Here is a 23107-nt window from a genome sequence, read left to right on the forward strand (position 1 = left end):
GCGATTGCCTGCCGCGTCCTGAGCCGGACCGGAAGGAAATCGCCGGTTTCGACCTGCGCATGAAATTGAGGAGCATCCCATGTTTTCGCTATCCCCTTGGTCCAGGCGGCCGCGCCTCGCACCGTTTCTGATCGCCTGCCTGGCAGCCCCCGTCCAGGCCGGTCCGCTTTCCCTGGAACAGGCCCTGAACCAGGCGCTGGCCGGCAACCCGGGACTGGCCGAACTCAAGGCCCGGGCCGACGCCCTGGCCAGCGTTCCGCCCCAGGCCGGCAGCCTGCCCGATCCATTCCTGAGCTTCGGCGCGCTGAACGTCCCGACCAACGATTTCAGCCTGAACCAGGACCAGATGACCATGATGGAGGTCGCCGTCAGCGAGCAGCTTCCCTTTCCGGGCAAGCTCGGCCTGGCCGAACGGGCGGCGCAGCAGGATGCCATCGGCGCGGCCAAGGATGCCGATGAAGCGCGTCTCCGGCTGGCGCGGGACATCCGTCTGAGCTGGTGGGCGCTGTTCTACTACGACCGCACCCTCGGCATCCTCGCCGAAAGCCGGGACTGGATGGCCAAGCTGGCGGACATCGCCGACCAGCGCTACCGGCTCGGCCAGGCGGAACAGTCGGATAGCCTGCTGGCCCGGCTGGAACTCACCAAGCTGCGCGACAAGACCCTGGAGCTGATCAACATGCGCCACGGCGAAGCGGCCCGTCTCAACGTGCTGCTCGACCGCTCCAGCGACAGCGCGCTGGAACTGCCCGGCGAGGCCGCGTTCCATTTTCCGGAACTGCCGGCCGAACCGGCGCTGCTCGACCAGGCCCAAGCCGGGCGCCCGCTGCTGGCCCAGAAACAGGCGGCCATCGAAGCCGCCCAGAACCGCCTCGACCTGGCGAAAAAGGACTACCTGCCCGACCTCAACCTCGGCTTCGGCTATGCCTTCCGCCAGAACGCGCCGAACGGCGCATTCCGCAGCGACTTCGCCAATTTCCGGCTGAGCATGAACCTGCCGCTGTATGCCGCGACCAAGCAGTCCAGGCAGGTCGATCAAAGGCAGAGTGAGCTGATGCGGGAACGCTATGCGCTGCATGATGCCGAACGCACCGTCCAGGCCGACGTGACCACCGCCCTGGCGGCCTACCACCATGCCCATGAACGCCTGAGCCTGTTCGAGAAGGAGTTCCTTCCCCAGGCGCGCGGCACGCTGGACTCCCTGATCGCCAGCTACCGTGTGGGCAAGATCCCCTTCGCCGACGTACTGCGCGCCCAGCTCTCGGTGTTCGATTACCAGGTACAGTACTGGAACGCCCTCACCACCTCCCAGCAGGCGCTCGCCCGCCTGGCGGCCGCCCTCGGCAAGGAAACGCTATGAAACCGTCTGTACGTCCGATCTTGCTCCTCTTCTTACTGGCCGGCACCGGCCTCGGCGGCTACTGGTTGGGGCGGAAAACCGCGCCGCCGCCTTCACCCGCCCCGGAGACCGCGGCCGCGAGGCGTCCGTTGTTCTACCGCAACCCGATGAACCCACAGGTCACCTCGCCGGTACCGGCCAAGGACGACATGGGCATGGACTACGTGCCGGTCTACGCCGAAGGCCTGACGCCGTCCGCCGGTTCCGGTGAAGCGGTCATCCACCTCGGGCCAGAGAAGGTCCAGAAGCTGGGAGTGCGGTCCGAGCCGGCGCGGCGCCGGGCCCTGACCCACGTCATCCGGGCGCTGGGCGTGGTCGAGATCGACGAGCGCCGGGTCCACGCGATCACGCCGCGCTTCGAGGGTTGGATCGAACGCCTGGACGTCAACACCACCGGCCAGCCGGTGCGACCGGGTGAAGTACTGCTGGAGGCGTACAGCCCGGAACTCGTCTCGACCCAGGAGGAATACCGCATCGCCGGCTCCGGTGCGGCCAGCCGGGCCTTGCGGGAGGGGGCGATCCAGCGGCTGCGCAACTGGAACGTTCCGGAATCCTGGCTGCGCCGGTTCGAGGCCAGTGGCGAAATCCAGCGCCGGGTGCCGTTCGCCTCGCCGGTGAACGGCATCGTGCTGGAGAAGAATGCGGTGCAGGGCATGCGCTTCATGCCCGGCGACACCTTGTTCCGCGTCGCCGATCTGTCCACGGTCTGGGTCATCGCTTCGATCTTCGAGCAGGACCTCGGCCATGTCCGGGTGGGGCAGACCGCCCGCATCGGTTTCAAGGCCTATCCGGACCGAAGCTTCGACGGCCGGGTGGCCTATGTCTACCCTACGGTGAGCGATGCCGTGCGGACGGCGCGGGTGCGCATTGAGCTGGCCAATCCGAAGCAGCTGCTCAAGCCGGCGATGTACGGCGACGTCACCCTGCAGGCGGCAGAGGCGGAACCGGTGCTGGCGGTACCCGACTCCGCCGTTCTCGACAGCGGCACCCGGCAGCTGGTGCTGGTCCGCCTGGGGGAAGGCCGATTCGAGCCCCGCCCGGTCGAGACCGGCCAGCGGGTGGAGGGGTATACGGAAATCCGCCGGGGACTGAGCGAAGGCGAAGAGGTGGTGGTCCGTGCCAATTTCCTGATCGATTCGGAAAGCAACCTGCGTGCGGCGATCGGCGGTTTTTCGACCGAGCCCGCGCCCGCTCCGGCCGACCATTCGATGCACGGAGGCCATTGAGATGCTCGCGCACGTCATCGACTGGTCCTTGCGCAATGTCTTCCTGGTGCTGCTGGCAATGGCGGCCGTGATCGCCGCCGGAATCTACGCGATCGTTCGCACCCCGCTGGACGCCCTCCCCGACCTGTCCGACGCCCAGGTCATCGTCTACACGGAGTTCCCCGGCCAGGCGCCGCAGGTGGTGGAGGACCAGGTCACCTATCCCCTCACCACCTCGATGCTGAACGTACCCCGATCCAAGGTCGTGCGGGGCTTCTCGTTCTTCGGAGCCTCCTACGTCTACGTCATCTTCGACGACGGCACCGACATCTACTGGGCGCGCTCGCGGGTGCTGGAATACCTCAACGCCGCCGCCGGCAAGCTGCCCAAGAACGTCACGCCGCGCATCGGCCCGGATGCCACCGGGGTCGGCTGGGTCTACCAGTATGCGCTCACCGGCGCCGGCCACACCCTGGCCGAACTGCGCACGCTGCAGGACTGGTTCCTGCGCTATCAGCTCAGCAAGGCGCAGGGCGTGGCCGAGGTCGCCAGCATCGGCGGCTTCGTGCAGCAGTACCAGGTGACCGTCGACCCGCACAAGCTGCAGGCCTACGGCGTGCCCTTGAAGAAGATCATCGAGGTGATCCGCGCCAGCAACACCGACGTCGGCGGGCGCGTGGTGGAACTGGCGGAAACGGAGTACATGGTACGGGGGCGCGGCTACCTCCATGGCATCGCCGACCTGGAGCAACTGGTGGTGAAGGCGGCGGGCGGCATCCCGGTGCTGATCCGGGACGTTGCGCGGGTGGAACTGGTGCCCGACGAGCGCCGCGGCATCGCCGAACTGAACGGCGAAGGCGAGGTGGTGTCCGGCATCGCCCTGGCCCGCTACGGCCAGAACGCGCTGGACGTGATCAGCGGCGTCAAGGCCAGGCTGCTCGAAATCGCCCCCGGCCTGCCCGAAGGCGTCGACATCGTCCCGGTCTACGACCGTTCCGAACTGATCCTGCGCGCCATCGCCACCCTACGCGAGACCCTGCTGGAGGAAAGCGCGGTAGTCGCCGCTGTGTGCGTGCTGTTCCTGTTCCATCTGCGCAGCGCCCTGGTCGCCATCCTGATGCTGCCGGTCGGCATCCTGATCGCCTTCATGGTGATGCGGGCCATGGATCTGAATTCCAACCTGATGAGCCTGGGCGGCATCGCCATCGCGATCGGGGCCATGGTCGACGCCGCCATCGTCATGATCGAGAACGCCCACAAGCATCTCGAACGCAATCCGGATCAACCCCGGATCGAACTGATCCGCGCCGCCTGCCGGGAGGTGGGGCCGGCCCTGTTCTTCAGCCTCCTGATCATCACCGTGTCGTTCCTGCCCGTGTTCGCGCTGGAAGCCCAGGAAGGACGGCTGTTCCATCCGCTGGCCTACACCAAGACCTTCGCCATGGCCGGCGCCGCTCTGCTATCGGTCACGGCGGTGCCGGTCATGATGCTGCTGTTCGTGCGCGGCCGCATCCTGCCGGAAGGCCGCAACCCGGTGAACCGGCTGCTCATCGCCCTGTACCGGCCCGTGATCCGGAGCGTCCTGCGCCACAAGGCACTGACCCTGACCGGCGCCCTCGCCGCCCTGACGGCGACGCTCTACCCCGCCTCGCGCCTCGGCAGCGAATTCATGCCCACACTGAACGAAGGCACCCTGCTGTTCATGCCGACCACCCTCCCCGGCATCTCCATCACCAAGGCGTCGGAATTGCTGCAGACCCAGGACCGCATCCTCAAGAGTTTTCCGGAGGTCGCCTCGGTGTTCGGTAAGGCCGGCCGCGCCCAGACCGCCACCGATCCGGCGCCGCTGGAAATGGCGGAGACCCTGGTCAACCTGAAACCTCAGGCCCAGTGGCGGCCGGGCATGACCATCGACAAACTCGTTGCCGAGATGGACCAGGCGCTGCAGATCCCCGGCGTCACCAATGCCTGGACCATGCCGATCAAGAACCGGATCGACATGCTCTCCACCGGCATACGCACACCCATCGGAGTCAAAGTGTTCGGCCGGGACCTGGAAACCCTGGACCACCTCGCCCGTCAGATAGAGCAGACCATCGAGCACGTACCCGGCACCACCAGCGTGTACGCCGAACGCGTCACCGGCGGCCATTACCTCAACATCGAGCCCGATTACACCCAGCTGGCGCGCTACGGCTTGACCGTCGGCGACCTGCAGGAGGTGATCGCCACCGCGCTGGGCGGCGAAACGATCACCACCACGGTGGAAGGGCGCGAGCGCTTCGGGGTGGTCGTGCGCTATCCCCGCGAGCTGCGGGACAGCCCTTTGGAAATCGGCAGTCACATCCTGATTCCCACCGAACCGGGGGCCAACGTTCCGCTCGGCCAGCTCGCCCGCATCTCCGTGACCGAGGGGGCTCCCGGCATCCGCACCGAGAACGCCCTGCTCTCGGCCTACGTGTTCGTCGACCTGCGCGGACGCGACATCGGCGGCTATGTGGAGGAGGCCAGGCGGGCGGTCCAGGCGGCGGTGAAACTCCCTCCCGGCTATTTCATCACCTGGAGCGGACAGTTCGAATACCTGCAGCGGGCCGAACAGCGCCTGATGCTGGTGGTACCGCTCACGCTCGCCGTGATTTTCGTCCTGTTGTACCTGAATTTCGGTCGGCTGACGGAAACCTCGATCGTGATGGCCTCCGTGCCGTTCGCACTGGTCGGCGGGGTGTGGCTGCTGTGGCTGCTGGACTACAACCTGAGCATCGCCGTGGGCATCGGCTTCATCGCCCTGGCCGGCGTTGCCGCGGAAACCGGCGTCATCATGCTGATCTATCTCGACCACGCCTGGAAGGAACTGCGTGAGGAAGCCCGCCGGGCAGGCCGCCGGCCCGGCGCGGACGATCTCTATCGCGCCGTCATGGCCGGCGCGGTGGAGCGGGTGCGACCGAAGATGATGACCGTGACGGCGATCATGGCCGGCCTCCTGCCCATCCTCTGGAGCACCGGTACCGGCTCCGAAGTCATGCGCCGCATCGCCGCGCCCATGGTCGGCGGGATGGTCTCCTCCACCGTCCTGACCCTGGTGGTCATCCCGGCGGTCTACGCCTGGTTCAAGCTACGTTCGCTGAACGGTGCAGCCTGTAAAGGCTTCTCCGATCAAAATCCCCCAGCTCCTCCTCGACAACGGCAAGGACAAAATCGCTTGGAGCGATTTTGGACCGCGTAGCGGTTCCCGACGGGACGAACCCCAGGGAAGGGGTGAGCAATTCACCGATCGCCTGTCCGGCCGCCAGACTCCGATCCAAAGCATGAAAGCCCGGTATGAAACTCGTCCCGATCCGTTTCATCGACGTATTCATGATCGTCCGGGACTTGACGACGAACTGCTATTTGATCGGCCGGGCCGATATTTAGTGATGTCACCCGCAACACCTAGACGGCTTCCCGTCCACCGGCGGAGCGCAGCAGGCCGACTGCGAACCCGCTTCGGCCTTCGGCGCCTCGCCGAACACCGGAATCTCGCCCAGCGAATGGAAGGACTCCCACGGGATGCCCTGCGGATCGAGTACCCAGTATTTGTCCGATACCGCGTAGCAGCAGCCGGTGCCCTTCTGTTCGGCGATCGGGGTATCGGCACGGTCGAGACGCCGCTTCAACTCGGCCAGTTCGGCATCGTCTTCGGCCTGGATGCCGAGATGGTCCAGGCCGGTCTTGCCGCTGCGGCTGGAGATGGCGAAGTTGACCCTCGGGTCCTCCAGCATCCATTTGGCGTAATCGTACTTGCGCACCGTCGGCTCGGAGCCGAAAACGGCGCTGTAGAAACCGATATTCGCATCGATATCGGCCACCGAAATATGGACATGCAAACGTTTCACACCGACTCTCCTCAACGTTCATCGAAACTGTCATGACTGCCGGAATATACCCACGGCAAATGCGGACGCTTTCCACTGGCGTCCCAATCTGCGCAATGCTCGTGGATTTCGACATTTCAATGATAATCGAAATGTTCTAGCGGGACAACCCCGCCCTTTCCTTGAAGATGCAGCCCGGCGACTGCGAACCTGGTCATGAGTTCAGAAACCGCAGACCGGCTACGGTTGACTATCAAATGAGAATAGTTATCATTTCAGCCAGGATGCCGCTCTGGCGCGGAATCCTGAGAAAAGACCTGCGTTCCAACCCTGCTTCAGGAGCCTTCCATGAGTCCCCACTCTTCGACACTTACCGAGCCGCAAATCTCCACCGACATCCTGATCGGCCTGCTGCGCTCACTGTTGATGCAATACGCCCGCACCCCTTCCCCCGTGATCGCGGGTAACATCGCCAACTGCCTCGACCGGCTGCTCTCCCACCCTCGATTCGATGAACCACCCCGGGAACGCTGCACCTATCTGTACATGCGAACCTACTGGCGCCTCGTCGAGTCGCTGGGATAAACGGGTACCCCGACCAGCACGAACCTTCGAGGAACCACTGCCCGGCGTCACAGGCCCGATGGTACGACGGGCCTGCCCCACTCCCCCTCGAAGAAGTTTTCGCCCAGCGGACGGCGCTGGCGCGGGGCGATTTCCGAGTCATGCAAATCGCCGTCCAGGACCGCCGCATCCGCCTGATGGCCGACGGCGATCATGGCCATGGGGGTGTAGCCGTCCGGCACGTTGAACGCCCGCTTGACCTCTTCCGCGTCGAAGCCCCCCATGGGATGCGCCGCCAGCCCGAGCGCCACCGCCTGCAAGTACACGTTTTCGGCGGCGGCACCCGCATCGAACATGCCCCAGCGGTTGGGGGCGCCCTTGCGGAAGTGTTCGCTGGCGAGCACCAGCATCAGCACCGGCGCATTCTTCACCCAGCCCTGGTTGAATTCGCCCAGGCAGTCGAAGGCCCTCTGGAATGCGGCGGCATCGTGGTTGCGATCCCACACGATGAAGCGCCACGGCTCGTCGCCATAGCAGGACGGCGCCCAGCGCGCGGCTTCCAGGAGGGAGACCAGCTGGGCGCGGCTGACCGGCCTGTTGACGTCATAGGCGCGGGGGCTCCAGCGGCGCGCGATGATGTCGTGGATGGGCTGTTGGGTAACGGCGGGTTTGTCGTGCATGGGGTTTCCTTTCTGATGGTTCGCGCTTCTACTTCTGGGCGGCGAGGTCAAACAGCAGCGCCTCGCCCACGCTGTCGGTACTCAGGTGGAGCAGGGTTTCATCGACCATCGCCGCGCCATCGCCCGCGGTCAATCTCGTGCCATTCAGCCGCATTTCTCCGCGCGCCACGTGCACATAGGCGCAGCGGCCGGGCGCGAGCGTATGCTGCACGGCCTCGTCCGCGTCCAGGACGGTGGCGTAGAGCAGCGCATCCTGGTGGATTGTCAGCGAGCCGCTGCGCCCGTCCGGCGAGGCCACGAGACACAGGCGACCGGCCTTGTCCTGCGCGCTGAGGCGCGCCTGTTGGTAGCCGGGTGTGTAGCCACGCCGGGCCGGCAGGATCCATATCTGCAGGAAGTGCACACCGTCGGTATCCGAGGCATTGAATTCGCTGTGAGTGATCCCGGTCCCGGCCGTCATGCGTTGTACCTCGCCGGCGCGGAGCACCGAGCCGTTTCCCATGCTGTCCTTGTGCGCGAGTGCGCCTTCCAGCACGTAGGTAATGATCTCCATGTCGCGGTGCGGATGGGTGGGGAAGCCCGCCGCCGGCAGCACGCGGTCGTCGTTGATCACGCGCAGGCTGGAAAATCCCGTGTAGCGCGGATCGTAGTAGTCCCCAAAGGAAAAGGTGTGACGGCTGTCGAGCCAGCCGTGGCTGGAGTGGCCGCGCTCCTGGCTGTGCCTGATCCGGATCATAGGTGCTCCAATGGTTTGCCTTCATTGAAAACCGGAACCATCATAAACATGGGTTTTGCGGCTTGATAGCGAGAATATTTGGAAAAATCATTCGGAAATGTTGAATGATCAGGATCGACCTGGACGGATTGCGGCTGCTCGACGCCATCGCACGCCGTGGCAGCTTCGCCGCTGCCGCAGAGGAAATGCATCGTGTACCCTCTGCGGTGACCTACGGCATCCAAAAGCTGGAGCAGGATCTGGGCGTAATCCTGTTTGATCGCAGCGGCCACCGCGCCACGCTGACCGAGGCCGGCCGGGAACTGTTGCAGGAAGGCCGCCACCTGCTGCGTGCCGCGGCGGAATTGGAGGAACGGGTGAGGCAGATGGCGAGGGGCTTCGAGACCGAGCTGCGCATCGCCTTGAGCGATCTGATTCCCTTGGACCGTTTTTACCCCCTGCTGGAGGCGTTCTACGTCCTCAACTGCGCAACGCGCATCAAGCTGAGCCGGGAGGTCTATGGGGGTACCTGGGATGCCCTGGCCACGAGCCGTGCCGATCTGGTCATCGGTGCGCCTGGCGAGGCGCCGCCCGGCGGCGGGCTGGCCACCCGGCCGCTGGGGGTGGTGGAGTTCGTGTTCGCCATCGCGCCCGGTCACCCGCTCGCCGGCCTGGCGGAACCGCTGCAGCGCGCCGACATCCAGCACCACCGCGCCGTGGTGGCGAGTGACAGCTCGCGCAATCTGCCGCCGCGCACCTCCGGTCTGCTCTCGGGTCAGGACACCCTGGCCGTACCGGATACCGAGGCCAAGCTGGAAGCCCATCGGCGTGGACTGGGGGTCGGCTATCTGCCGCGACAACTGGTTCTGCAGGATTTGGCACGGGGTACGCTGATCTGCAAGGAGGTGGAGGAGCCCAAGCCGCAGGTGCCGCTGTTTCTGGCGTGGCGCAGCGGCCATCGAGGCAAGGCACTGGACTGGTTCATTCAGCGCGTCGAGCAGGCAGCCGCCGCCGGCTTGCTGGTTTGATACGGTATCCGGGACCAATGCCGAGGCTGGCATCCACCCAAGGATGGTCCGGCGGCACGGTTTTGACCTTGCAGCATGCTGGACACGGCGCTGGCCCGTTTTCGCCGGCGGAAGGAGCTTACCGCGGGTGCGGGGGCACTGAGGCGGTGACCATGACCGGCGGCGGCATCGCAGGAAAGCGACCCGAGCTTTCCAAACCTGTTCTTGACGTAACACGAAGTTCCGGGTACGGTTCTCCACTTTTCACTTGCGCGCTCCCATACTGGAGCGGTTTGCAACGGGCGCCCGTAAGCGCCTGATCAGTAAAGAGGGGCCGAAGCGTGGAACTCAGCGGTGCGGAAATCGTCGTCCAATGCCTTAAAGACGAGGGTGTGGAATACATCTTCGGCTATCCGGGCGGTGCAGTACTGCATATTTACGATGCGCTGTTCAAACAGGACGATGTAAAGCACATCCTGGTGCGCCACGAACAGGGCGCGACCCACGCGGCGGACGGTTACGCCCGCTCCACCGGCAAACCCGGCGTGGTCCTGGTGACTTCGGGCCCCGGTGCGACCAATGCCGTCACCGGCATCGCCACCGCCTACATGGATTCGATCCCGCTGGTGGTCATCACGGGCCAGGTGCCCCTGCCCGTCATCGGCAGCGACGCCTTCCAGGAGGCCGACATCGTCGGTATCACTCGGCCGTGCGTGAAGCACAACTTCCTGGTCAAGGACATCCACAAGCTGGCCGAAACTTTCAAGAAAGCCTTCTACATCGCGACCACGGGACGCCCGGGGCCCGTCGTGATCGACATCCCCAAGGATGTCACCGATCCGAACGTCAAGATTCCCTACGAGTATCCACGCAGCGTATCGCTGAGGTCCTACAATCCTTCGGTGAAGGGGCATCCGATCCAGATCAAGAAGGCGGTGGAGCTCATGCTGTCGGCTCGCCGCCCGATGATCTACAGCGGCGGCGGCGTCATCCTCGGCAATGCCGCGGACGAACTGACCACGCTGACGCGGCTGCTCGACTTCCCCATCACCAACACCCTGATGGGTCTGGGCGGCTACCCCGCCACCGACCGCCAGTTCGTCGGCATGCTGGGCATGCACGGCACCTACGAGGCCAACATGGCGATGCACGACTGCGACGTGCTGCTCGCCGTGGGCGCCCGCTTCGATGACCGCGTCACCGGCAAGATCGCCGAATTCTGTCCCGGCGCCAAAATCATCCACATCGACGTCGACCCGGCCTCGATCTCCAAAACGGTCAAAGTGGACATCCCCATCGTCGGCGACGTCGCGCCGGTGCTGGCCGACATGATCGAGCTGATCAAGACTTCCGGCCGCACCCCCGATGCCGAGGCGCTGAAGGCCTGGTGGGCAAGGATCGACCAGTGGCGCAGCCTCGACTGCCTGCGCTACGACCGCAGCAGCGACAGGATCAAGCCGCAGTTCGTCATCGAACAGTTATGGGAACTGACGCGGGGCGACGCCTTCGTGGCCTCCGACGTCGGTCAGCACCAGATGTGGGCGGCCCAATACTACAAATTCGACAAGCCGCGCCGCTGGGTCAATTCCGGCGGCCTGGGCACGATGGGCTTCGGACTGCCGGCCGCCATCGGCATCAAATTGGCGCATCCGCAGGAAGAGGTCATCTGCATCACCGGCGAAGCGAGTATCCAGATGTGCATCCAGGAGCTGGCCACCGCCCTGCAGTACCGCACCCCGGTCAAGATCGTCAACCTGAACAACGGCTACATGGGCATGGTGCGACAATGGCAGGAGTTCATCTATGAAAGCCGCTATTCGCACTCCTACCTGGAGACTCTGCCGGACTTCGTCAAACTGGCGGAGGCCTACGGCCACGTCGGCATGCGCATCGACAGACCGGCCGACGTGCGCCCGGCCCTGGAAGAAGCCCTGAAACTCAAGGACCGCACCGTGTTCATGGATTTCCTGACCGATCCCACCGAAAACGTCTATCCCATGGTCGAATCCGGCAAGGCCCATCACGAGATGCGGCTGGCGCCCGGTACTGCGGTTGACAGGGAGCTCGCCTGATCATGCGTCACATCATTTCCGTACTGCTCGAAAACGAATCGGGCGCGTTGTCGCGCGTTGCCGGCCTGTTCTCCGCCCGCGGCTACAACATCGAATCGCTCACCGTGGCGCCAACCCAGGACCCGACCCTGTCGCGCATGACCATCGTGACTTCCGGCAGCGATGAAATCATCGAACAGATCACCAAGCAGCTGAACAAGCTGATCGACGTGGTCAAGCTGGTCGACCTGTCGGAATCGGCCCACATCGAGCGCGAACTGATGATGGTGAAGGTACGCGCGACCAACGGCGGGCGCGAGGAGGTCAAGCGGCTGGCCGACATTTTCCGCGGCAACATCATCGACGTGACGCCGACCAGCTACGTGATCGAGGTCACCGGCGAAAAGTCCAAGCTGGATGCCTTCCTGCAAGCTCTGCGGGACGAGGACCTCATTGAGGTGGTGCGCTCCGGCACCACCGGCATCCTGCGCGGGGAGCGCGGACTCCACGTCTGATCCCGTAGCCGGGTTTCCCCGGCGACCTGCCCTTAAAAAAAGCTCAACGAGAGGAAGTTCCATGCAGATTTACTACGACAAAGACGCCGACCTTTCCATCATCCAGGGAAAGAAGGTTGCCATCATCGGCTACGGCTCGCAGGGCCACGCCCACGCCAACAACCTCAAGGATTCCGGAGTGCAGGTCGTGGTGGGGCTGCGTCCGGGTTCGGCTTCCGCCAAGAAGGCCGAGAACGCCGGTCTCGCGGTCGCCTCGGTCGAGGATGCGGTCAAACAGGCGGACGTCATCATGATCCTGGCGCCGGACGAGCATCAGGCCCGCCTCTACAATGAACAGATCGCGCCGAACATCAAGCAGGGCGCCGCCCTCGCCTTCGCCCACGGCTTCAACATCCACTTCGAGCAAATCACCCCACGTGCCGACCTCGACGTGATCATGATCGCGCCCAAGGGTCCCGGCCATCTGGTACGTTCCACCTACACCCAGGGCGGCGGCGTGCCCTCGCTGATCGCCGTGTACCAGAATGCCAGCGGGCGCGCCAAGGAACTCGCGCTGTCCTATGCTTCGGCCAATGGCGGCGGTCGGGCCGGTATCATCGAGACCACCTTCCGCGAAGAGACCGAAACCGATCTGTTCGGCGAACAGGCCGTCCTGTGTGGCGGCGCCACCGCACTGGTGCAGGCGGGTTTCGAGACGCTGGTCGAAGCCGGTTATGCGCCCGAGATGGCCTATTTCGAGTGTCTGCACGAACTCAAGCTGATCGTCGACCTGATGTACGAAGGCGGCATCGCCAACATGCGCTATTCGATCTCCAATACGGCAGAGTACGGCGACCTGACCCGTGGTCCGCGCATCGTCACCGAGCAGACCAAGCAGGAAATGAAGAAAATCCTGCGCGAGATCCAGACCGGCGAATTCGCCCGTGAGTTCATTTTGGAAAACCAGGCCGGAGCCGCCACCCTGAAAGCGAAACGCCGTCTCGGCCGAGAGCATCTCATCGAGAGCGTGGGCGCCAGGCTGCGCGACATGATGCCGTGGATCAAGGCCAACCGCATTGTGGACACGAGCAAGAACTGATACTTTGTGCCGGCGCGGACGTCCGTGCCGGCACGACAGTTTTCCACCATGGAAGAAAACGCATCTCCCAATCCCAAGCGTCGGCGCGGCATCTATCTGCTGCCCAACCTCTTCACCACGGCCGCTCTGTTCGCCGGCTTCTATGCCATCACGGCGGCGCTCAACCAGCGCTTCGAGCTGGCCGCGATTTCGATCTTCGTCGCCATGATCCTGGATGGGATGGACGGCCGGGTCGCCCGGATGACCAACACCCAGAGCGCGTTCGGTGCGGAATACGACAGCATGGCGGACATGATTTCGTTCGGGGCGGCGCCCGCCCTGGTGGTCTACATCTGGTCGCTGTCCACTCTGGGCAAGCTCGGCTGGGTCGCCGCGTTCGTCCATACCGCCGGCGGCGCACTGCGCCTGGCCCGCTTCAACACCCAGATCGCCACCGCCGACAAGCGCTATTTCCAGGGCCTGCCCAGCCCCTCCGCCGCCGCCATCCTGGCCGGCTTCGTCTGGTTCTCTGTGGACCAGGGCCTGAGCGGCGAGACCATGCGCTACATCGCCCTGGGACTCTCCGTCGCCACGGGGCTGGCCATGGTCAGCAACTTCCGCTACTACAGTTTCAAGGACGTCGACCTGCGGGGGCGGGTACCCTTCGTCAACGCCATCTTCGTGATGCTGCTGTTCGCGGTGCTGTTTTCCAACCCGCCGCTGGTGCTGTTCCTGTTCTTCGGCGCCTATGCCCTGTCGGGCCCCGCGTTGACGCTGGCCCTGCTGAAACGGCGGCGCGGCGAGCGGCGCCCGTGACCGCCGTGCGTTGGCAAGCCGGCCGGGGCCGTGTATAGTCCCAGCCAATGAAACGCATCATGTCGATCCCGCCCACCTTCCGCTTCGATGCCGCGCCGCTCACCGGTGCGGCGGCGCGCGCGCTGTCGTCTTTCGGTTTCCTCCGCCTGCTCCTGCCCTGAGGGGCAGAACACGCGAACCTTTTCGATATACCCCAATAATCCCGGACGAACAGAACCGGCCGTCCGCATCGAACCGGCGGCCCTAGCGGAGTTTCGCCATGCACGACAAACTGATCATTTTCGACACGACCTTGCGCGACGGAGAGCAGAGCCCCGGCGCGTCCATGACCCGCGATGAAAAGGTCCGCATCGCCCGGGCGCTGGAGCGTCTGAAGGTCGACGTCATCGAGGCGGGCTTTCCCGCCGCCAGCCCCGGCGATTTCGAGGCCGTCCAGGCCGTGGCCCGGACCATCAAGGACAGCAGGGTCTGCGGCCTGGCCCGCGCCCTCGACCGCGACATCGACCGCGCCGGCGAAGCCCTCAAGGACGCCCAGCGCGCCCGCATCCACACCTTCATCGCCACCTCGCCCATCCACATGCGGCACAAGCTGCAGATGTCGCCCGACCAGGTGGTGGAATACGCGGTCAAGGCCGTCAGGCGGGCCCGCCAGTACACCGACGACGTGGAATTCTCGCCCGAGGACGCCGGACGCTCCGAGGAGGATTTCCTCTGCCGCATCCTGGAAGCCGTGATCGATGCGGGGGCGACCACGCTGAACATCCCCGACACCGTCGGCTACGCCTTCCCGGAACAGTTCGGGCACATGATCGGCCGGCTGATCGAGCGGATTCCGAACTCCGACAAGGCCGTGTTCTCGGTTCACTGTCACAACGACCTGGGACTGGCGGTCGCCAATTCGCTGGCCGCCGTGCTGCACGGCGCGCGCCAGGTGGAATGCACCATCAACGGGCTGGGCGAGCGGGCCGGCAACGCCGCGCTGGAAGAGATCGTCATGGCGGTGCGCACCCGTAAAGACATCTTCCCCTGCCACACCAACATCGAGACACGGGAAATCGTGGCCTGCTCCAAACTGGTCTCCAGCATCACCGGCTTCCCGATCCAGCCCAACAAGGCCATCGTCGGTGCCAACGCCTTTGCCCACGAGTCGGGCATCCACCAGGACGGTGTGCTCAAGAGCCGGGAAACCTACGAGATCATGAGCGCCGAGGACGTGGGGTGGAGCACCAACCGCATGGTGCTGGGCAAACATTCCGGCCGCAACGCGTTCCGTACCCGGATGCAGGAACTCGGCATCGAGTTCGCCTCGGAAGAAGAACTGAACTCGGTGTTCCAGCGCTTCAAGGTGCTGGCCGACAAGAAGCACGAGATCTTCGACGAGGACCTCCAGGCCCTCATCACCGAAGCCGGCGCAGAAGCCGAGGACGAACGGGTCAAGCTGGTCGCGCTGCGGGTCTGCTCGGAAACCGGCGAGATTCCCCACGCCCAGGTCACCATCAAGGTGGACAACGAGGAACGCACCGGCACATCAAGCGGCGGCGGCGCCGTGGACGCCAGCCTCAAGGCCATCGAATCGCTGCTGCACACGGACACCGCGCTGACGCTGTACTCGGTCAACAACATCACCAGCGGCACCGACGCCCAGGGCGAGGTCACCGTGCGGCTCGAGAAAGGCGGGCGCATCGTCAACGGCCAGGGCGCCGATACCGACATCGTGATCGCCTCGGCCAAGGCCTACGTCAACGCCGTGAACAAACTGCTGGCGCCCATCCAGCGCACCCACCCGCAAGTCGGGGATGTGTGACTATACGGACCTGAAAGAGCGGCTCCGCCTCCAGTACCTGGACGCCATGGGCATCCCGGTCTGGAAGCTGCGGAGTCAGCCGGTCCCGGCGGCCGAACCGGCAGCGGACGCACTCCCTTCCCCCCCTGGGAGAAGGGAGTGCGAAGGACCGGATGAGGAAAACTGGGACCGCCTGGCGGCGGAAGTCTCCGCCTGCACCCGCTGCGAGCTGCATCTCACCCGCACCCAAACCGTGTTCGGCGTCGGCAACCGCCGCGCCACCTGGATGGTGATAGGCGAAGCCCCCGGCGAACAGGAGGACCTGCAGGGCGAGCCCTTCGTCGGCCGCGCCGGCCAACTCCTCAACGAGATGCTCAGGGCCATCGGCTTGAAGCGCGAAGAGGTCTACATCGCCAACATCCTCAAATGCCGCCCGCCGCGTAACCGCGACCCGAAGCCGGAGGAGGCCGCCGCCTGCGAAAGCTATCTCAAGCGCCAGATCGCGCTGATCCGGCCCCGCATCATCCTTGCCGCAGGCCGCATCGCCGCACAGAATCTGCTGAAAACCACCGAAACCATCGGCAAGCTGCGAGGAAGGGTGCACCGGTACGAAAACATCCCGCTGGTCATCACCTATCACCCTGCTTACCTGCTGCGCGCTCCCCTGGAGAAGCGCAAGGCCTGGCAGGACCTCCTGCTTGCCGTCGAGACCCTGAACCGATCACCCGTCACGCCCTCGAGCTAAGACCATGGCCAGCCTGTTCGACCAGATCAAGAAGTGGATGAGCTACGACGCCGAAACCGAGTTCTACTACAAACATAATCCCAGCCTGGCCGAACGGGCGGAATACCTGCTGCGGCCGATGAGGAAGACCGACCTCCGGGCCGTCATCGACATTGAAAAGAGCGCCTACGAATTTCCCTGGGAACCGCCGACCTTCCGCGACTGCCTCAACGTGAACTATGGCTGCTTCGTCGGCGAAAAGGCCGGGCGGATCGTCAGCTATGGCATCGTTTCGGCCGGCGCCGGCGAATCGCACATCCTCAACCTGTGCGTCGCCCCGCACACGCAGGGCAAGGGCTATGGCCGTATCATGCTCGAACACCTGATCGATGAAGCCCGGAGGCGCGCCGCCGAAGTCGTCTTCCTGGAGGTGCGCCCGTCCAACCACAACGCCATCAAGCTCTACCGCAGCCTCGACTTCAACGAAGTCGGCACCCGCAAAGGCTATTACCCAGCGCGCAATGGCCGCGAAGACGCCCTGGTCATGGCGCGGATGCTTTAGCCGACAAAGGCAGCATCACGACGACCCTCAGGCCCGGGGCCGCATTCTCCGCCCGGACCGTACCGCCACACATCTCGACCGCCCGTTTGGCGATGGCCAGCCCCAGCCCGCTTCCGTTCGGCGCCGGAGCGGAAACCGAAGGCTCCGGAATCCGGAAGAACGGCTCGAATATCGACGCCAGATGTTCCTCCGGAACGCCGGGGCCGCAGTCGCGCACTTCGATCACCGCACGGCTTCCGGCCACGCGCTGCCGCACTTCCACCTCTCCGGCCGCCGGCGCATGACGTATGCCGTTGCGGACGATGTTCTCCAGTGCGCTCGCCAGCACCGGCTCCGCAGCATCGATCCGGCAGGTTTCGCTTTGGGTAAGACGCACCCGCTTGCCGGCGGCGCGCGCCTCGAAATCAGCGTCGTCCACCAGCTGCGCGAGCAGCCCCGACAACTCCAGGGTCCCGGCGCCCGCTCCTGCCCCGCCATCGTTCAGGCGGGACCATTGGAGAATCTGGCCGATCAACCCGTCGAGCCGAGAAATCTCCTGTTCGATCCGCTCGTGCTCGCCCTCCGCGCCCCCGGCTCCTTTCCGGCGCGCCAGCCCGAGGGCGATGGACATCCGCGTCAAAGGCGAACGCAGCTCGTGGGACACGTCGCGCAGCAGCCGCTGCTGCGCGCTGACCAGACGGTTCAGCCGCCCGGCCATCCGGTTGAAATCCTGCCCCAACTGGCCGATCTCGTCGCGCCGGGAGACCACGGCGGCGGAAACCGCCGTGTCCAGCTGGCCTTCGTTGATACGCCGGACCGCGGCGCGCAGCTCGCGGATCGGCGCCACCAGATAAGCGGTCAGGATGAAGCACAGCGCGCCGCTCACCACCAGCAGCACCAGAAACACCAAAGGCTCGTGTGAAATGAGCCGCCACAGCTTGTGCAGCATGTGGGTCGGCTTGGACTTGACCAGATAGGCCAGGTATTCCGCGCCCTCGCGCTCGAGCCGGTACGGCCCCAGCAAGACCTGCCCGTCCCGGACTGCCATGCGGTATTCCGTGGCGTCGCGGGTTTCCCGAAAGAAATCCCGCAGACTCCCCGGCGGCTCGCGCACGCCGAGCGGCCGGCCGGCCCCGTCGAAAACGTAGAGGGTATTGCGAAAGCCGCGCGACGCATGCCAGGAGGTCAGCGTGTCCAGCGCCTCGAACCGGTCCCCCGGCAACCGCTCCAGCACCCGCCCCACCGTCTCCAGCTCGCGGAACAGCGCCCGGCGTTCCGGCAGGATATCGGCCGGATCGACCAGCACGGACAGCGCAAACGTCAGCGAGACCATGACGCTGACCATGCTCAGCCAGAACCAGAAGAAGATCTTCCAGAACAGCCGGTTATGCCGAACCATCGCCGCGGCCCGATGGCGTGCCGATGTAGAAATAGCCGGAGCCGCGCACCGTGCGAATGCGCGGGCTGCCGTCCGGCTTCTCGCCCAGCTTGCGGCGCAGATTGCTCACGTGCATGTCGATGGCGCGGTCGAACGGTGTCAGGCGCCGGTGCAGGACGATCCGCGTCAGCTCGTCGCGACCGACCAGCGTGCCCGGAACCTCTGCCAGGGTCTTGAGCAGCAGGAACTCCGCGGCGGTCAGTTCGACCGGCACGCCGCCGCGCCGGACCTCCCGGTTCGCCGGATTGATCGACAAGTCGTCGATTTCCAGGATTCGCGTGCCGGAAGCCGGCCGAGAGTCCGGATCGGTGCGCCGCAGGATCGCCTTGATCCGCGCGACCAGCTCGCGGTGATTGAACGGTTTGGGCAGGTAATCGTCCGCGCCGATTTCCAGGCCCACGACCCGGTCGAAATCGTCCCCGCGGGCGGTGAGCATCAGCACCGGCAGGGACGATTCCTGGCGGATGCGCTTCAGCACCTCGAAGCCGTTGAGGCGGGGCAGGGTCACGTCCAGCAGAGCCAGCCGGTACCGGCCGCTGAGCGCCGCCGCCAGACCGGCCTCGCCGTCGTGCACGGCTTCCACCGCATAGCCTTCCAGGGCGAGGTACTCGCTGAGCAGCTCGCACAGCGCCGTGTCGTCGTCGATGAGCAGCAATCGGGTCATGGGCTGAAAGCCGGACTGTTCGAAGTGGGGACCATCCTGAATCGGGCGTCATCGGGAACCGGAAAGGCCGCAAACCCTCATCCCCTGCCCTTCTGAAGGGAGCCAGGCCCCTCTCCCTCTGGGAGAGGGGAAGGGGTGAGGGAAGGCGACGGTCAGCACAACATCCCGGCGCCGCCGCCCTGACGGAAATCAGGGAGACGGAGACTTGCCCGGCTCCGTATCCCAACCCCGGTGATGGCGCGCCCGGCGTTCCTCCGCCATCTTATCCAATTTCTCGCCCTGCTCCTTGCTCAAGACCGCCTTGAGGCGGCTGCGCACCTGTTCGTGCAGCGCCCGCTTCTGCTCGTGCAGCGCCTTCCGCTGCGGTTCGAACTCCTCCAGAATCTTGCGCACCTGCTCGGTCTGCTCGGGCGTGAGCTTGAGCTCCTTTTTCATGTGTTCCAGGCGCTCACCGGGATCGCGCCCGGCGAAGACCGGCTGGGCGGCGAGGGCGATGGCCAGTGCAAGTATCTTGATCGCGGTTTTCATGACGGACCTCGTGAGTTGAAAAGAAATGCGGACATGCGTCGGCATGTACGGGGCCAGTCTAGGCCGGAAAAGCTTGGGAAGACCGCAAGCCTGTGTAAAGATTCGGTAAGCGCGGAATCGCCCCGCAGCGCGCTGAAATTGGACTCTATCAACGCACTATGGGGAGGAAGACATCATGTCCGGATACTTGCGCAACCTGGGACGGCGAATCGCACCGTTTGCCCTGCCCGTCATCGCCGCGGCCAGCACCCTGTTCGTCATGATCGGCAGCCTGCTGCTGGCGCCGCTCATACTCGCCGGGTTCTGGCTCAACGATTATCTGATGCGGGAAGAAAGGGTTGTTGCAGGATGGATTTCACTTGGTTTTACTGGTATATTCGACGGGCCCATGTGGTAAGACCTGAAACAACGCTTCCGAATGCATCTCCCACCACTATTTCAACATGTCTGTAGTTGGATCGTATCCACTCTTCTACTATAGGCGATTTCGCGGTGCCGCCCGTGACGTATAAAATGTCAGGCTTAACACCTGCTTGATTCTCCACCTCTTTCATCAATGAGAGAAATACATCAAGTTCACGCTCTATCGATTCACGCAAGTCATACCGAGATATCGGGATAACAAGCTCAGGCTCGATATACCGTAGCGGAAGGTTTATTGGATCACGTTCTGACAAATGAATTTTCGCGAGTTCAGCGCTTCGGTTAAGACGAAATGTTAGTCTACCTTTTTGAAGATTTAGGATGCGTTGCACTTTCTTCTTATCCGCCGCTTGCCCCAGATAAAATAAAATTTCATGCTGAGTATTGTCAGACCAAAATTGCTCCTGTGCATTAACATCATTTATCGCAACAGCATTCCAGAATAAGATGTTCGGGATAGGCAGGCCGTTCTTCAATAATGAATTTCTGCCAAAATGAGGCATAATTTTCATTAAAGCTAATTTAATATCGATATCTGTACCTCCCACACGATCACCAGCGTAGCCGAGCACCGAATTATTTCTATCGCGCGAGTTGATATGAGATGGGCCTAGTTTAACCATTGAGCAATCTGTCGTGCCGCCACCAACATCTAAGACAAGTGCAATTACGTCTTCAGGAATACTCCGCTCGAAGTCCATGGCTGCAGCGATTGGCTCCATAAGGAACTCTACGCTCTTGAATCCCGCTGCCATTGCCGCGCTCTCAAGAATGCCAATTGCTTGATGGTTTCCTTCTTGACCTCTTGTACCATGAAAATTTACTGGGCGACCTAGAACAATATTGTCTATTTCGTTCTGAATGTTAATTTCAGCGGTTGCTTTAATAAAAGCCAATATTCTCTTAATTACCTCGAAAAATAACTCAGCATGATGAGGCTGGATTGCTGCGCCAAGAAAGGATTTTGGTGACTTTATAAAAAATCCATTTTGCGGTTCTTGGATGTGACGGAGTATTGCCTCCTCCCCGAAGACGACCTCAGTATCCGCGTATAGCACTTCGTTTATGGTTTGACTACGATATCTTTTCTTAGCACGCTCGGCCAACTCTCGTCGCATAGCTCCTCGTTCAATATTTTCTAGTTCGGCATCAGAAAGTTCTTTGAACGTCCCATTTTCTTCCTTGGCTTTTCTAAACTCAGCGGTTTGCCGGCGCCTTGCGGCAGCAATTCGTCTTTCTAGCTCTAACGTGTCCACTTCCTCAATGGGAAGAGTCGGGCGAGTTGTGTACAGTGCTGATGGCAACCGAGTACTTTCTCCTTCCAGCGGGAGTAATACAGGACCATTATTCTTCCATACCCCGATAGAGCAACTGGATGTTCCAAAGTCGATGCCAGCGTACATATCTTGCTTACTCCTTATCAACTAACACCGCCGATAACCGGCAGCAAGAAGCGTGGAGACGAAGGAGCGCGGCTTCTTGCTGTCCGAGTAGATGGGCTTGTTATGCATTAATTTCCACACCGTCCGCTGATTCAAAAGAATTCCTTCTGCCTAAGCTCCATTGTTTTTACTTTTTCTGGTTCGTGCCTACATGAGAACGACAAATCCATATTTTCACCGCCCAGTCTTACTACGATTTGAGAAATGACCTCGCCGCCGAGCCTCCAAACATCGATCGACAACCATAGGAGTTCCCTGTCGGGGAAATCTGGTACTTTCCATTCCCCTCGAATCATTGGTCACGAGTCATAATATGGACCTGCCATACTTGTCAAGTCCCGCGAGGTGATAAACCTTTTCTCGAAAGAGATCGGGGTGGGTCGACTGCCAGTGTTTCAAGGTTTCGACGGGGGTTTGGTGGCCGACTGCCCGCTGGGGTATGTGGTGGTTGTAAAGATCGACATAGCGCAATAGGGTGGAAGTCAGGTCTTGGGTGGCATAGAAGTGACGGGTTTAAAGAACCTCGGCGATATGGTCGTTGAAGCGTTCCAGCAGACCATGGGTTTGGGGATGGCGGGGCGGGATCAGACGGTGTTCGATCGCGTGGTCGGCGCAGGTTTGGTCAAACAGGTGGGTCCCAGTGGGGTGCTTGGCCTTGACGAGCAATCGGTCGGTGAACTCCGAACCGTTGCCGGTCAGGCACTTATGGATGCAGAAGGATGCGACCCAGACCAGAGCCTTATAGAAAAAATGTTGGCATCACCGGGCGCGGTAATTTCTCTCAACTCTGATCAGCAGCACCAATATCCTCAACATGAACCCGCATATCGGGGGTAATCTCATACACGGAACCCTCTGGAATCTCGCGCCAAGCCTCGTGCGACAGCGGCTCCGAGGCAATGACCACGGCGAAATAGGGATTCCCCGGCGTGTGATCGATGTGCGGGAAGCCGCAGATTTCGCAGTCGAGCAACCCCTCGCGTTCGACGTAGTAGAGCGTCCGGCCCAGGCGCGTGCCGACGAACCGGTCTCCGTCGGTGAGCAGGACGTTGAGCCCGAGTCCACGGTGGGAGGGGAACTCCTCGCACCAGGCCATGATCCGCCGGGCGCCGTCGCGCACGACGTCGAGCAGCGGGCGGTCCGGCGCCGCCTCGTGCATGCTGAGGAGCAGGTGGAAGATGTGCTCGCTGTCGGTGGAGCCGCCGATCGCCGCCCGGTGCTCCGACGTCATCGCTTCCAGCATGGGCGGCCTGATCTCGGAGAAGCGGGGGATGGTCCCGTTGTGCGCGAAGGTCCAGCAGCCGTGCGTGAAAGGGTGGGTGTTCTCGAGCAAGGGCCGGCCGACGGTGGCGTGGCGCACGTGGGCAATGACGGTGCAGGCACGGACGCTCGCCGCGGCGCGCCGGAACCGCTCGCTGTGGTAGGCTGCCCAGGCCTGCCGCTCCACGTGCGGGAGGCGGTTCTCGTAGGTCGCCACCCCCCAGCCGTGGCCGTGCCGCAGCCCCTCCCGGTCGCGCCGGCTCTGGACCATCAGGGCGTTCTGGGCATGGACCAGCGCGCATTCGACCTTGGTCGGTTCGGTGGCGCGGAAGCCGTACAGCCTGCACATATGCGGTTTGCCTGCTCCGGAGCGGATACGTAGACTGACGATCATGGCGACCAGCCGCCCCGGGTGACGACAAACCATGATCGTTTCCCTCACCC

The 23107-nt window shown here is 63.3% G+C and carries 22 protein-coding genes; 14 read left to right on the forward strand and 8 right to left on the reverse strand.

What is annotated here, in order from left to right; genetic code table 11:
• Nucleotides 1–79: 79 nt before the first annotated feature.
• The 3 genes from ACSHWJ_RS05975 to ACSHWJ_RS05985 are packed head-to-tail and all read left to right on the forward strand — an operon-like array spanning nucleotide 80 to nucleotide 5827.
• Nucleotides 80–1360: a TolC family protein gene (locus ACSHWJ_RS05975; RefSeq protein ID WP_432539351.1), complete on the forward strand. Its 1281-nt coding sequence runs from the start codon at nucleotides 80–82 to the stop codon at nucleotides 1358–1360.
• Entirely contained in the window at nucleotides 1357–2625 is a 1269-nt protein-coding gene (locus ACSHWJ_RS05980; protein WP_218800443.1) for an efflux RND transporter periplasmic adaptor subunit, read from the forward strand. The genes ACSHWJ_RS05975 and ACSHWJ_RS05980 overlap by 4 nt, the downstream gene beginning before the upstream one ends.
• A 1-nt stretch (nucleotide 2626) precedes the next feature.
• Nucleotides 2627–5827, forward strand: coding sequence for an efflux RND transporter permease subunit (locus tag ACSHWJ_RS05985; protein WP_432539350.1), 3201 nt, complete (start codon nucleotides 2627–2629; stop codon nucleotides 5825–5827).
• Nucleotides 5828–6020: 193 nt separating this feature from the next.
• On the opposite strand, the gene ACSHWJ_RS05990 is transcribed toward ACSHWJ_RS05985, so the two are convergent.
• The gene (locus ACSHWJ_RS05990) at nucleotides 6021–6476 is read right to left on the reverse strand and encodes an ArsI/CadI family heavy metal resistance metalloenzyme (protein WP_218798115.1); all 456 of its coding nucleotides are present in this window, start codon (nucleotides 6474–6476) and stop codon (nucleotides 6021–6023) included.
• A 327-nt stretch (nucleotides 6477–6803) separates the two neighbouring features.
• Between ACSHWJ_RS05990 and ACSHWJ_RS05995 the strand changes: the two genes are divergently transcribed.
• A complete protein-coding gene (locus ACSHWJ_RS05995; protein WP_432539349.1) occupies nucleotides 6804–7040 on the forward strand; it encodes a hypothetical protein in 237 nt (78 codons plus the stop codon).
• Between the two features lie 47 nt (nucleotides 7041–7087).
• On the opposite strand, the gene ACSHWJ_RS06000 is transcribed toward ACSHWJ_RS05995, so the two are convergent.
• Nucleotides 7088–7699 (reverse strand): nitroreductase family protein, encoded by a 612-nt coding sequence (locus ACSHWJ_RS06000; RefSeq protein ID WP_432539348.1) that lies wholly within the window; start codon nucleotides 7697–7699, stop codon nucleotides 7088–7090.
• Nucleotides 7700–7727: 28 nt separating this feature from the next.
• The gene (locus ACSHWJ_RS06005; protein WP_432539347.1) at nucleotides 7728–8435 is read right to left on the reverse strand and encodes a pirin family protein; all 708 of its coding nucleotides are present in this window, start codon (nucleotides 8433–8435) and stop codon (nucleotides 7728–7730) included.
• Nucleotides 8436–8539: 104 nt separating this feature from the next.
• Here ACSHWJ_RS06005 and ACSHWJ_RS06010 point away from each other — a divergent pair, with 104 nt between their 5' ends.
• The 8 genes from ACSHWJ_RS06010 (at nucleotide 8540) to rimI (ending at nucleotide 16929) form a co-directional block, all read left to right on the forward strand.
• Nucleotides 8540–9442 carry a LysR substrate-binding domain-containing protein gene (locus ACSHWJ_RS06010; protein WP_218798118.1) on the forward strand — a complete coding sequence of 301 codons (903 nt, stop codon included), beginning with the start codon at nucleotides 8540–8542 and terminating at the stop codon, nucleotides 9440–9442.
• A gap of 320 nt (nucleotides 9443–9762) precedes the next feature.
• Nucleotides 9763–11493, forward strand: a complete 1731-nt coding sequence (locus tag ACSHWJ_RS06015) for an acetolactate synthase 3 large subunit (RefSeq protein ID WP_010961500.1) — start codon at nucleotides 9763–9765, stop codon at nucleotides 11491–11493.
• Between the two features lie 2 nt (nucleotides 11494–11495).
• A complete protein-coding gene (gene ilvN / locus ACSHWJ_RS06020) occupies nucleotides 11496–11987 on the forward strand; it encodes an acetolactate synthase small subunit (protein WP_010961501.1) in 492 nt (163 codons plus the stop codon).
• 61 nt (nucleotides 11988–12048) lie between these two features.
• Nucleotides 12049–13065 carry a ketol-acid reductoisomerase gene (ilvC, locus tag ACSHWJ_RS06025; protein WP_010961502.1) on the forward strand — a complete coding sequence of 339 codons (1017 nt, stop codon included), beginning with the start codon at nucleotides 12049–12051 and terminating at the stop codon, nucleotides 13063–13065.
• A 48-nt stretch (nucleotides 13066–13113) separates the two neighbouring features.
• Nucleotides 13114–13860 carry a CDP-diacylglycerol--serine O-phosphatidyltransferase gene (gene pssA / locus ACSHWJ_RS06030; RefSeq protein WP_010961503.1) on the forward strand — a complete coding sequence of 249 codons (747 nt, stop codon included), beginning with the start codon at nucleotides 13114–13116 and terminating at the stop codon, nucleotides 13858–13860.
• 259 nt (nucleotides 13861–14119) lie between these two features.
• On the forward strand, nucleotides 14120–15664 hold the full coding sequence (locus tag ACSHWJ_RS06035) for a 2-isopropylmalate synthase (protein ID WP_017365371.1): 1545 nt from the start codon (nucleotides 14120–14122) through the stop codon (nucleotides 15662–15664).
• Nucleotides 15657–16388, forward strand: a complete 732-nt coding sequence (locus tag ACSHWJ_RS06040) for a uracil-DNA glycosylase (RefSeq protein WP_282213254.1) — start codon at nucleotides 15657–15659, stop codon at nucleotides 16386–16388. The genes ACSHWJ_RS06035 and ACSHWJ_RS06040 overlap by 8 nt, the downstream gene beginning before the upstream one ends.
• 4 nt (nucleotides 16389–16392) lie before the next feature.
• A complete protein-coding gene (gene rimI, locus ACSHWJ_RS06045; protein WP_017365373.1) occupies nucleotides 16393–16929 on the forward strand; it encodes a ribosomal protein S18-alanine N-acetyltransferase in 537 nt (178 codons plus the stop codon).
• On the opposite strand, the gene ACSHWJ_RS06050 is transcribed toward rimI, so the two are convergent.
• From ACSHWJ_RS06050 to ACSHWJ_RS06060, 3 genes are all read right to left on the reverse strand, one after another.
• Entirely contained in the window at nucleotides 16910–18307 is a 1398-nt protein-coding gene (locus tag ACSHWJ_RS06050) for an ATP-binding protein (RefSeq protein ID WP_432539346.1), read from the reverse strand. The genes rimI and ACSHWJ_RS06050 overlap by 20 nt on opposite strands.
• Entirely contained in the window at nucleotides 18294–19010 is a 717-nt protein-coding gene (locus tag ACSHWJ_RS06055; protein ID WP_017365375.1) for a response regulator, read from the reverse strand. Before ACSHWJ_RS06055 ends, ACSHWJ_RS06050 begins: the two co-directional genes overlap by 14 nt.
• Before the next feature lie 189 nt (nucleotides 19011–19199).
• A complete protein-coding gene (locus ACSHWJ_RS06060) occupies nucleotides 19200–19538 on the reverse strand; it encodes a Spy/CpxP family protein refolding chaperone (RefSeq protein ID WP_041361278.1) in 339 nt (112 codons plus the stop codon).
• Nucleotides 19539–19713: 175 nt separating this feature from the next.
• Here ACSHWJ_RS06060 and ACSHWJ_RS06065 point away from each other — a divergent pair, with 175 nt between their 5' ends.
• Entirely contained in the window at nucleotides 19714–19935 is a 222-nt protein-coding gene (locus ACSHWJ_RS06065; protein WP_432539345.1) for a hypothetical protein, read from the forward strand.
• Here ACSHWJ_RS06065 and yegD read toward each other — a convergent pair.
• On the reverse strand, nucleotides 19904–21364 hold the full coding sequence (yegD, locus tag ACSHWJ_RS06070) for a molecular chaperone (protein ID WP_432539344.1): 1461 nt from the start codon (nucleotides 21362–21364) through the stop codon (nucleotides 19904–19906). The genes ACSHWJ_RS06065 and yegD overlap by 32 nt on opposite strands.
• Nucleotides 21365–21892: 528 nt before the next feature.
• On the opposite strand from yegD, the gene ACSHWJ_RS06075 reads away from it, so the two are divergent.
• The gene (locus ACSHWJ_RS06075) at nucleotides 21893–22240 is read left to right on the forward strand and encodes a hypothetical protein (RefSeq protein ID WP_432539343.1); all 348 of its coding nucleotides are present in this window, start codon (nucleotides 21893–21895) and stop codon (nucleotides 22238–22240) included.
• Here ACSHWJ_RS06075 and ACSHWJ_RS06080 read toward each other — a convergent pair.
• The gene (locus ACSHWJ_RS06080; RefSeq protein ID WP_432539342.1) at nucleotides 22185–23090 is read right to left on the reverse strand and encodes a class II glutamine amidotransferase; all 906 of its coding nucleotides are present in this window, start codon (nucleotides 23088–23090) and stop codon (nucleotides 22185–22187) included. The genes ACSHWJ_RS06075 and ACSHWJ_RS06080 overlap by 56 nt on opposite strands.
• Between the last annotated feature and the right edge of the window lie 17 nt (nucleotides 23091–23107).

The organism is Methylococcus sp. S1M, assembly GCF_051295855.1.
Lineage (GTDB): Bacteria > Pseudomonadota > Gammaproteobacteria > Methylococcales > Methylococcaceae > Methylococcus > Methylococcus capsulatus.

Bases quoted from the DNA above. Each gene is read 5' to 3' on its own strand.
- ACSHWJ_RS05975 (WP_432539351.1), top strand. From the start codon at position 80: ATGTTTTCGCTATCCCCTTGGTCCAGGCGGCCGCGCCTCGCACCGTTT.
- ACSHWJ_RS06065 (WP_432539345.1), top strand. From the start codon at position 19,714: ATGTCCGGATACTTGCGCAACCTGGGACGGCGAATCGCACCGTTTGCC.
- ACSHWJ_RS06040 (WP_282213254.1), top strand. From the start codon at position 15,657: ATGTGTGACTATACGGACCTGAAAGAGCGGCTCCGCCTCCAGTACCTG.
- pssA (WP_010961503.1), top strand. From the start codon at position 13,114: ATGGAAGAAAACGCATCTCCCAATCCCAAGCGTCGGCGCGGCATCTAT.
- ACSHWJ_RS06000 (WP_432539348.1), bottom strand. From the start codon at position 7,699: ATGCACGACAAACCCGCCGTTACCCAACAGCCCATCCACGACATCATC.
- ACSHWJ_RS05980 (WP_218800443.1), top strand. From the start codon at position 1,357: ATGAAACCGTCTGTACGTCCGATCTTGCTCCTCTTCTTACTGGCCGGC.
- rimI (WP_017365373.1), top strand. From the start codon at position 16,393: ATGGCCAGCCTGTTCGACCAGATCAAGAAGTGGATGAGCTACGACGCC.
- ilvN (WP_010961501.1), top strand. From the start codon at position 11,496: ATGCGTCACATCATTTCCGTACTGCTCGAAAACGAATCGGGCGCGTTG.
- ACSHWJ_RS06050 (WP_432539346.1), bottom strand. From the start codon at position 18,307: ATGGTTCGGCATAACCGGCTGTTCTGGAAGATCTTCTTCTGGTTCTGG.
- ilvC (WP_010961502.1), top strand. From the start codon at position 12,049: ATGCAGATTTACTACGACAAAGACGCCGACCTTTCCATCATCCAGGGA.
- ACSHWJ_RS06010 (WP_218798118.1), top strand. From the start codon at position 8,540: ATGATCAGGATCGACCTGGACGGATTGCGGCTGCTCGACGCCATCGCA.
- ACSHWJ_RS06035 (WP_017365371.1), top strand. From the start codon at position 14,120: ATGCACGACAAACTGATCATTTTCGACACGACCTTGCGCGACGGAGAG.
- ACSHWJ_RS06055 (WP_017365375.1), bottom strand. From the start codon at position 19,010: ATGACCCGATTGCTGCTCATCGACGACGACACGGCGCTGTGCGAGCTG.
- yegD (WP_432539344.1), bottom strand. From the start codon at position 21,364: ATGTACGCTGGCATCGACTTTGGAACATCCAGTTGCTCTATCGGGGTA.
- ACSHWJ_RS06005 (WP_432539347.1), bottom strand. From the start codon at position 8,435: ATGATCCGGATCAGGCACAGCCAGGAGCGCGGCCACTCCAGCCACGGC.
- ACSHWJ_RS06080 (WP_432539342.1), bottom strand. From the start codon at position 23,090: ATGGTTTGTCGTCACCCGGGGCGGCTGGTCGCCATGATCGTCAGTCTA.
- ACSHWJ_RS05985 (WP_432539350.1), top strand. From the start codon at position 2,627: ATGCTCGCGCACGTCATCGACTGGTCCTTGCGCAATGTCTTCCTGGTG.
- ACSHWJ_RS06060 (WP_041361278.1), bottom strand. From the start codon at position 19,538: ATGAAAACCGCGATCAAGATACTTGCACTGGCCATCGCCCTCGCCGCC.
- ACSHWJ_RS05995 (WP_432539349.1), top strand. From the start codon at position 6,804: ATGAGTCCCCACTCTTCGACACTTACCGAGCCGCAAATCTCCACCGAC.